A 9,517-nucleotide genomic window follows, 5' to 3' on the forward strand; every position below is an offset into this window, starting at 1 on the left:
CAACCGGCTCGGCGGGTCGATTGCGTTTCAAGAAAGGACATCGGCATGCAAGACCCTGTCTACGAGGAGGCCCACCACGGCCACACCATCAAAATCTACTACGATCCAGACGCGGAAAGCCCACGGGAGTGGTCCAACCTCGGCACGCTGATCTGCTGGCATCGGCGTTATCGGCTCGGTGACAGGCATCAGTTCGACAGCCCCGAGGCATTCCTTAGCGATCTTGCAGGTGTCTCAGCGCAGAGCGACCTCTCGATGGACCAGCTGCGCGACCGAGCCGAGCGCAAGGCGGTCATTCTGCCCGTGTTTCTCTACGACCATTCCGGGCTCGCCATGAATACCATCGGATTCCACTGTCCGTGGGATTCCGGCCAGGTTGGCTATATCTATGTGACGCTTGAGGCAGTCAGGCAAGAATTCGGCTTGAAGCGCGTCACCAAGGCGCTGCGCGAAAAGGCAGCCGACATCCTGCGCGGCGAAATCGTCAGTTACGACGCCTATCTCGGCGGCCGGGTCTATGGCTATGTCATCGAGCAGGACGGCGAGGAGATCGACGCCTGTTGGGGGTTCGTCGGAGACTATGAGCTGGACTGCCTGTCCGAGGCGCGTGCTTTTGTGGACCAGTTGATTTTGCGAGACGTACACAGCCCCGCTGCCGCGGAACAGAGCGCAAGCCCGCCCCCGAGTTGAAATGCGCGCAATACTCATATATCGTATTCATGCGTAATCGGAGATGAGCATGGCAAGCACGAGCGTCACACTTGGCCCCCATTGGGACGAATTCATCGCCCTGATGCTTAAAGAGGGGCGTTACGGGTCAACCAGCGAGTTGATCCGCGCCTCTCTGCGCCTGATGGAGGAGCAGGAGGGGCAGCGGGCGCGACTTCGCGTTGCGCTGATGGAGGGCAAACAATCCGGTGACGCCGGTCCGCTTGACATGGATGAGATCAAGCGCGAGGCGCGGAGCCGTTCCGGCGCTCCTGATGCGTAGGATTCATCACTCCCAGGCGGCAAAATCCGACCTCGTCGATATCTGGGTCGAGACACATGGGCAGTGGGGCGAGGCGCAGGCGGACCGCTATCTCGATGATATCGATCGCGCCCTCAAGGGTCTCATCGCCAACCCGCAAATGGGGCCTGACTGTTCCGATCTCTTGCAGGGTGCGCGGAAACTGATCACGGGTCGCCACCTCGTGTTCTACGAGGTGTACCCGGACAGGATCTTCGTGATCCGGGTCTTGCATCAGTCCATGGACGTGCCGAGGCATCTGCGGTCGTCCTGATAACGGGCAAATTTGCACCGGGGCTTTGCCATAAAAGAGCGAGAGACAGGGCGGGAGGGGTGACCCCTCCCGGGTGAGAGAGTGCACGCGGGGCTCGGGGCCAACCCTAAACCCCGGAGATTGCCGATGAACGCTCACCCCCATTCCGTCCCTCTTGCGCCCGAGGCCGAGGCCCCTGCCCGCCCGGAAGCCTCGCGCTTCGCCCAAAACCTGATCCAGGCTGCAAGAACCCTCGTCCCCTTGTTAGAGGCAGGCAGGTCCATCGACGCCGCTGCCCTGCGCGCCGCGATGGAGGATGCTTTCGGCGCAAGCGACACGAGTGGTGCCTGGGTCTGGAAGGACGCCTATGAGGCCGCCGAGGTGGCCCAGATCCTGATGCTCGCACGCTACGGCGCGCTGATGCAGCGGCAGGCACCCTCGCCGCAAGCCTTTCTCACCATGATCGAACGGCTGGCTTGTCTGGCCCCGTCGCACACGCGGCGCTCCGAAGACAGTGTCCGGCTGCAACAATTCTCGACCCCTCTTCCCCTGGCGGCCATCGTCTCGCATGCGGCGGGGTTTCGGGACGACGACCTGATGCTCGAGCCGTCGGCGGGCACCGGCATGCTGGCGATCTTCGCCCGGATCGCAGGCGCTCGCCTGGCGCTGAACGAGCTCGCGGAGACGCGCCGCGCGTTGCTGGAGCAGCTATTCTCCGACGCTGCAGTCTCGGAACACGATGCCGCCTCGATCGACGACCGTTTGGATCGGTCAATCACGCCCTTGGTTATTGTGATGAACCCGCCGTTTTCTGCGGCCAACCATGTCGAGGGCAAGTTCCGGCAGGCCACCAGCCAGCATGTTCTCTCCGCCCTGGCGCGTCTCGTGCCCGGCGGGCGTCTCGTCGTCATCACTGGCGAGAGTTTTCGCCCCTCCACGAAGAGTTTCCAGTCGACGTTTCAGCGGATCGGGCAGAGCGCTGACGTTGTGTTTTCCGCAGCCATCGACGGCAAGGTCTTCGCTCGGCATGGCACAACGATCGACACTAGGCTGACGGTGATCGACAAGCGCGTGGCTGGTGCTGAAGAGACCGCACCAGCTGATATTGACGCCGCCTATCATCCGATCTGCGCGACCACGAGTGATCTTCTCTCCGCAGTGCTCACCCATTGTCCCGCGCGCCGCAACCCCCTGCCCTGCCCCACTGGCGCGGCTCTTTCGGTGCCACCTCGCCCGACCCGCACCAACCTGCATGCCCTGCGCAACGCCGCGCGCCAGGAAACCCGCGCCCTCGCCGAAGAACGCGCGAGGCATCCCTTCGATGACGTCGAAACCGCCCCGCTCGACTACCTGCCGAAAGCCTGGAGCGAGCCTGACGGCGCTTTGCAGGACACGGTCTACGAGGCCTATGACCTTCAGGCGATCCGGATCGATGGTGCGGTGGAGCATCCGACTGCTCTCGTGCAGTCCGCCGCCATGGCCTCGGTTCCGCCACCCATCCCGACCTACCGCCCCGTCCTGCCGAAGTTCCTCATCGCCGACGGCCTACTTTCCGCGCCGCAGCTCGAAAGCGTCATCTATGCGGGCAATGCGCACGAGACGCATCTCAAGGGCTGGTTTAAGCGCGGCGAGATAGAGGGCCAGTTGATGGCCGCGACTGAGGGCGACAACGGTGCCTTCCGTCTGCGCAAGGGCTGGTTCCTGGGTGATGGCACCGGCTGCGGCAAGGGGCGGCAGGTCGCGGGGATCATCCTCGACAATTGGCTGCAGGGACGCCGCCGCGCGGTCTGGGTGTCGAAAAGCGACAAGCTCATCGAAGATGCGCGCCGCGACTGGATGGCGCTCGGTGGGCGCGAAAGCGATATCGTGCCGCTCTCGAAATTCCGTCAGGGCAGCGACATTCGTCTGCCCGAGGGTATCCTCTTCGTCACCTACGCCACTCTGCGCTCAGCCGAGCGAGAGGGCAAAGCCTCCCGCCTCGATCAGGTGACGTCTTGGCTCGGCGAGGGGTTCGACGGGGCCATCGCTTTCGACGAAAGCCACGCCATGGCGAATGCCGCCGGCGAAAAGTCCGACCGCGGCGACAAAAAGGCGTCCCAGCAGGGTCTCGCTGGCCTCGCGCTGCAAAACGCCGTGCCCGATGCGCGGGTGCTCTACGTCTCAGCGACCGGTGCCACGGTCGTCGGCAATCTCGCTTATGCCTCCCGTCTCGGGCTCTGGGGCACCGGGGATTTCCCCTTCGTGACGCGGGCCGAATTCGTCGCCGCGATGGAAGCCGGGGGTATTGCCGCCATGGAAATGATCTCGCGCGATCTGAAGGCGCTCGGGCTGTATCTGGCACGCTCGCTCTCCTATGCCGGGGTCGAATACGAGATGCTGGTGCATGAGCTGACGCCTGCGCAGGTCGCGATCTATGACAGCTACGCTGATGCGTATCAGATCATCCATACCAACCTTGAGGCAGCGCTGCAGGCGTCCGGTATTTCCTCCGAGACCGGCACCTTGAACGCCCAGGCGAAATCCGCTGCGCGCTCGGCCTTCGAGAGCAACAAGCAGCGTTTCTTCAATCATCTCATCACCGCCATGAAATGCCCCTCACTGATCCGCGCGATCGAGGCGGACCTGGCAGCGGGTCATTCGGCGGTGATCCAGGTGGTCTCGACCAGCGAGGCGGTGATGGAACGCCGCCTCGAAGACATCCCGCCCTCCGACTGGGACGACCTGCAGGTCGATTTTACGCCGAGGGAGGCGGTCATGGAGTATTTGATGCACAGCTTCCCGACGCAACTTTTCGAGCCCTATACGGACGAGAATGGCGATCTGCGGTCGCGCCCCGCCCTCGATGGCGATGGCAATCCGATCATCTGCCGTGAGGCGGAACGGCGACGGGACGATCTTGTCGAGCATCTGGGTGCCCTCGCCCCGGTGCAGGGCGCGCTCGATCAGATCCTCTGGCATTTCGGCGGGGACGCTGTGGCCGAGGTCACGGGGCGCAAGCGGCGCATCGCGAGGACGCGTGAAGGGCGGCTCAAGGTCGAGAACCGCCCCGCCTCCTCCAACCTCGGTGAAACGCAGGCCTTCATGGACGATGCCAAACGCATCCTGATCTTCTCCGATGCCGGTGGCACCGGGCGCAGCTATCATGCTGATTTAGGCGCCAAGAACCAGCGCCTCAGGGTGCATTACCTGCTGGAGCCCGGCTGGAAGGCCGACAACGCGATCCAGGGGCTCGGGCGCACCAACCGCACCAATCAGGCGCAGCCGCCGCTCTTCCGCCCCGTCGCGACCAATGTGAAAGGCGAGAAGCGGTTTCTCTCCACCATCGCGCGCCGCCTCGACACGCTTGGTGCCATCACCAAGGGGCAACGCGAGACCGGCGGTCAGAACATGTTCCGCGCCGAGGACAATCTCGAGAGCCCCTACGCACAGACGGCGCTGCGACAGTTCTTCTACAAGCTGCGTGCGGGCAAGATCGACGCCTGCTGCTATGCGAAATTTCAGGAGATGACCGGGCTGACGCTCGAGGAGGCGGATGGCACGATGAAGGAAAACCTGCCGCCGATCCAGCAGTTCCTGAACCGCTGCCTGGCACTCCGCATCGACATGCAGGACGCGATTTTTGAGGCCTTCGGCGGGTTTCTTTCGGCCATCATCGAAGATGCGCGCCAGGCGGGCACGCTCGATGTCGGCCTCGAAACCCTGCGCGCCGAGAAGTTCGTCATCACCGACCGCAAGGTCATCTTCGAGCATGAGGCGACGGGCGCGACGGCCACCGCCCTGACTGTCGAGCGGACCGATCGCAACGATCCGCTCACCCTGCCCCTGGTCAAAGCCATCTGCGCGGATACAAAAGGCGCCACGCTCTGCTGGAACACCTCCTCCAAACGCGCGGCCCTGATGGTGAAGGCGCCGGCCTTCATGGATGAAGACGGCGTGCCGATCCTGCGTGTGAAACTGCTGCGGCCCATGGCAACAGAAATCCTCGCGCTGACCGAGTTCTCGAAATCACACTGGGAAGAGGTCGATGATGCGATGTTCGAACAGCTTTGGCAGGCCGAGGTTGAGGCCGTGCCCGAGTTCACAACCTCGAAGATCACGCTGATCTGTGGGTTGCTCCTTCCGATCTGGGATCGGCTGCCCGCCGACAACATGCGCATCTATCGTCTGCAGACTGAGGATGGGGAGCGTGCCATTGGCCGTCTGGTCAGTCAGGAGCAGCTTCTCAATGTCTATGCGCGGCTCGGACTCGACTGCCAGGTCGAGATGACGCCGCAGGAGGTGTTCTGCGCGGTGATGGAGGCGCGAACGACCTTGAGCCTGCTCGGCGGCTATCAGCTGCGCCGGTCGTTGGTCATGGGACAGCCGAGGCTCGAGCTCATCGGTGCGTCGGGTGCGGCCTTGCCGGGACTCAAAGTCTTGGGCTGTTTCACCGAGGTGATCCAGTGGAAGACGCGGGTGTTCATCCCGGTGGACGGCATCGACGTGCTGACGAGGGTCCTCGCCGAACATCCGGTTGGCGCCAGCGCCTCGGATGTCGCCGCATGAGCGTGCGGCGCAGCATCGCAGACCTCTCGGCCGATCTTGCGGACCGTGCCGAGAGTTTCTGCCGCTTGTATTTCCCCGAGGGGCGCAAGCAGGGCAATTATTGGCAGGTTGGCGATACCTCAGGCTCCAAGGGTCAGAGCCTTGCCATCCGGCTCCAGGCGCAGGGTGGTCGTAAAGCCGGGTCCTGGACCGATTATGCGACGGGTGAATACGGCGACCTGATTGACCTGCTGCGTGAACGGCTTGGGTCAGTCACGCTCAAGGAAACGCTGAGGGAGGCTCGATCCTTTCTCGGCGAGGCCCCCTGCCCTCCAGCATCTCGTGAAACCCAAAGCGCTGAGCGCCCGGATGCAGCCTCCAGCAAACGCATCGCGCGGGCGCGCAACCTCTTTGCCGCGGGCAAGCCGGTCCTGGGCACCCTGGCCGCCACCTATCTGCAGCGGCGCGGGATCATACGGCTTGGACCTGCCCTCCGCTATCACCCGCGGGTCTTCTTGCGGAAGGGCGAGGACGATCCCGATCCGCGGCAAAGGACCCCTGCCCTACTGGCGAAGATCACCGACAATCGGGGCCAGATCACCGGATGCGCAAGGGTCTATCTCGACCCGTCCACCGGCGGTCTGGCCGCGATCGAGAGTCCGAAACGGATCCTCGGGCAGCTTCACGGCCATGCCATCCGCTTCTGGTCCGGCTCACCTCGCAGCGATCTCATCGTCGGCGAGGGGCTCGAGAACATCCTCTCGGTTGGCACGGCTCTCCCGGAGTTCGATCTCGCCTCCTGTCTCACCGCCACCCATCTCAGCCTCTTCATCCCGCCGCCGGGGATCAAGCGTATCTGGATCGCGCGGGATAATGACGAAGCCGGACGCAACGCATCAAAGAGACTGCGTAACCAACTGGAATCACTTGGAATTGCCTGTTATGATCTCGTGCCGAACATGGGCGATTTCAACGACGATCTGCGGACTTTCGGCAAGGATGCGCTGCGCCGGTCCCTGTTAGAGGCCATGAAAGCACAAGGTCTGGAGATTGAGGACGGGTGACCGCCAACTTCCTCAGCGAAGTCTGAAAGGGCAAAGGTTCCGCGGGTTCGATCTGATCCCGTTTGGAAAAGGGGTGCGATGGACCAGCGGGTCGGGGCTGAGTGCCCCTCGCCCGGGCAGCAATGCGCCGATACCCGGAAAATTCCCCTGAGCCTTCGGCTCATTCCTCGCGGGACCAATTTTCTGGCCCACGGCGCATTCTCCGCTGCGCTCCGATCCTGACGGATGCGGCCCGGTCGCCGCCGGTCCTGGTATCGCCCCATCCAAATCGGGTCAGATCAAACAGAGGAACCAGACAATGCCCCATCAGACAGACATCCAAGAGGAGACCGGCGTGACCGCCGCCATCCTCGACCACCTTGCGCTTCACGGCGCAACGCCGGGACCGGGCGAAATCGATCACCGCCCCCTGCCCCAGCCCGACGAGGTCGAGCTCGCCATGGCGACGCTTTTTGAGACCACCATCGGCCTCCTCACCGGCAGCCAGCTGGAAGACAATCTCGAAGAGATGCTCTGGTCCCTCACTTCGATCTTCCATCGCCGGCTCACCCATATCCAGAAGCTCCTTGACGACAACGAATTCGAGGTCCGGGAGAGTCTGGCCATCCAAGACGGCTCCGAGGTCGCCTCGGTCGAGCTGGAACGCCTCCAGATGATCGGGCTGAAGCTCTGGGACCATCGCGACGCTTTCGAGCAGATGCGCGATCTGGCCGTGGACCACTTCTCGGCCGCCACGGGCTCGCCCTGGCTGCCCCGCACCGGATCCAAGGTCTCGCATCGCGGCTTGACCTCCGCCGTGGTGGACAGCCGGGCCTATCTCTCGGCAAAGCGCCGCAAGGAGACCGAAGTGCACTGCCCCGAAGGTACAAGGATCGCCTTCTCAGGGGGCGATTATCACGCCTACGATCTGATCTGGTCCGTGCTCGACGCCACGCACGCCAAATACCCCGATATGGTGCTGCTTCACGGCGGCACGCCGAAAGGCGCCGAGATGATCGCGGCCCGTTGGGCAGATACCCGTGGCGTCACCCAAGTGGTCTTCAAACCCGACTGGAAGAGCCACGGCAAGGCCGCCCCCTTCAAGCGCAATGACAAGATGCTCGAGACCATGCCGCAGGGTCTGATCGCCACCCCCGGTTCGGGTATCACCGAGAACATCGTCGACAAGGCCCGCAAGCTCGGGATCCGCATCAAGAGGATCGGGGCTTAGGCCCCGGTTCATGCGCCGCGCAAGAGATCTTGCACAACAGAAGGTTTCTTGGCGATCAAGGCCAGCAGAACCTGCGCCGGGCCGGTCGGGTGTCGGCGCCCATGTTCCCAGTTCAGAAGCGTGCCCTTCGCGACGCCAATGCTCTTGGCAAATTCCGCCTGGGACAGGCCCGTCCGTTGCCGGACTTTGGCAACATCAACCTCCGCCACGGAGACTTCATGGACCTTCGCGTCGGCCAAGTCGCCATCTGCGAAGGCCAGCGCCTCTTCCAGCCCCTTGGAGATGGATTCGAATGCACTCATGTTGCGTCTCCATATTTCGCGACAAGCGCCTTGCTCATCTCTACTGCCGCGGCCTGTTCGGTTTTCGACAGGTTGGCTTTCTCATTCTTGGCGAAGACCGTGATCAGGAAGATCGGCATATGGGTCCCGCCAAAGACATACACCGTCCTGAAGCCGCCGCTCTTGCCGCCCCCTTCTCTCGGGATGCGGACCTTGCGCAATCCGCCACCAAGAGAGATGCCCGCTTCCGGATTGGCGGCAATGAAGCTGATAGCGGCCTCGCGCTCCTGGTCCGACATGATTGCCTTGGCGCGCCTCTGGAATTCGGGCAGTTCGACCACTGTCTGCAATCGTGTCATCTTCAGTACCATATAGGTTTCGGCGGCGTATGTGTCAATGACGTATAGCATGAGCATTAGAAGGGCAAGTCGGCGACGCTTGCCGGAGCTAGAGAGCATGTCCAGTCCGTTGGTAGCGGCGGTCCTTGGTCAAATGTCCTGTCACATTTTCTGACCAAACCAACCAGCCGGGCTGTCATTTAGGGCTATTGGATGGTTGCGGTGTCTCGTGGCGACCCGGCCTTTCGTTCCGCGCTCTGTTCGCCTGGAGCACTCCTCCGCATCGTGGGCGCTTCAGCAAAGACAATCGGCGCGGTAGTGATCCTGGGGGATGCGGTTTTGACATCTGCTCTGTGTCTTACCTCCGGTGAGTTCGAAGGGAGCCAGGGCCCTCGCGGCATCTCCATCGGCTGTTCACCCACATTCCTTCGCGGCCGCCGCACTTCTCCCGATGTCTGAGTTGCATAACATGCTGGTCGCAGCTGTCGTCCCGCCCACAAAGGTTGTCGCCGATCTTTTTCCCCTGACCCTGCGGGCCATTCCTCGCGAAGCAAAAAGACCTGCGCCTGCCCCTCTCCGCTTCGCTTCGCCATCGGTGTGGCCGGGCCTTGGCCAGCTGCAAGGTGACCATCATTGCAACGCAAACAAGGAGAAGAGCAATGACCACGAACTGCATCAAATTCACCAGCGCCGACATCGAAACCGCCAAGGGCGTCGGCTCCATCTCGACCCTGACATTCGACCTCGACATCACGGTCGAACCCGTCGCGAGCGCGAACCCGATGGCCCCCACGCACCGCGTCCTCGGCCGCTCCCCGCGCGGCAAGCTGGTCGAGTG

At 62.9% G+C, this 9,517-nt stretch carries 8 protein-coding genes; 6 read left to right on the forward strand and 2 right to left on the reverse strand.

The window, feature by feature from the left end; genetic code table 11:
• Positions 1-45 precede the first annotated feature (45 nt).
• The 6 genes from ACP15R_RS25475 (at position 46) to ACP15R_RS25500 (ending at position 8,060) form a co-directional block, all read left to right on the forward strand.
• The gene (locus tag ACP15R_RS25475; protein ID WP_424988696.1) at positions 46-690 is read left to right on the forward strand and encodes a hypothetical protein; all 645 of its coding nucleotides are present in this window, start codon (positions 46-48) and stop codon (positions 688-690) included.
• 49 nt (positions 691-739) lie between these two features.
• Positions 740-991, forward strand: coding sequence for a type II toxin-antitoxin system ParD family antitoxin (locus ACP15R_RS25480; RefSeq protein WP_093037612.1), 252 nt, complete (start codon positions 740-742; stop codon positions 989-991).
• A complete protein-coding gene (locus ACP15R_RS25485; RefSeq protein ID WP_424988697.1) occupies positions 984-1,283 on the forward strand; it encodes a type II toxin-antitoxin system RelE/ParE family toxin in 300 nt (99 codons plus the stop codon). Before ACP15R_RS25480 ends, ACP15R_RS25485 begins: the two co-directional genes overlap by 8 nt.
• 126 nt (positions 1,284-1,409) lie before the next feature.
• Complete coding sequence (locus ACP15R_RS25490; protein WP_424988698.1) at positions 1,410-5,807, forward strand: strawberry notch-like NTP hydrolase domain-containing protein; 4,398 nt, start codon at positions 1,410-1,412, stop codon at positions 5,805-5,807.
• Positions 5,804-6,850 carry a DUF7146 domain-containing protein gene (locus tag ACP15R_RS25495; protein WP_424988699.1) on the forward strand — a complete coding sequence of 349 codons (1,047 nt, stop codon included), beginning with the start codon at positions 5,804-5,806 and terminating at the stop codon, positions 6,848-6,850. Before ACP15R_RS25490 ends, ACP15R_RS25495 begins: the two co-directional genes overlap by 4 nt.
• 298 nt (positions 6,851-7,148) lie before the next feature.
• Positions 7,149-8,060 carry a DUF2493 domain-containing protein gene (locus tag ACP15R_RS25500; RefSeq protein WP_424988700.1) on the forward strand — a complete coding sequence of 304 codons (912 nt, stop codon included), beginning with the start codon at positions 7,149-7,151 and terminating at the stop codon, positions 8,058-8,060.
• 8 nt (positions 8,061-8,068) lie between these two features.
• Here ACP15R_RS25500 and ACP15R_RS25505 read toward each other — a convergent pair whose 3' ends face one another.
• Positions 8,069-8,362 carry a helix-turn-helix domain-containing protein gene (locus ACP15R_RS25505; protein ID WP_424988701.1) on the reverse strand — a complete coding sequence of 98 codons (294 nt, stop codon included), beginning with the start codon at positions 8,360-8,362 and terminating at the stop codon, positions 8,069-8,071.
• The gene (locus ACP15R_RS25510; RefSeq protein WP_424988702.1) at positions 8,359-8,799 is read right to left on the reverse strand and encodes a type II toxin-antitoxin system RelE/ParE family toxin; all 441 of its coding nucleotides are present in this window, start codon (positions 8,797-8,799) and stop codon (positions 8,359-8,361) included. Before ACP15R_RS25510 ends, ACP15R_RS25505 begins: the two co-directional genes overlap by 4 nt.
• Positions 8,800-9,517 lie beyond the last annotated feature (718 nt).

Source organism: Microbulbifer sp. S227A (assembly GCF_049800935.1).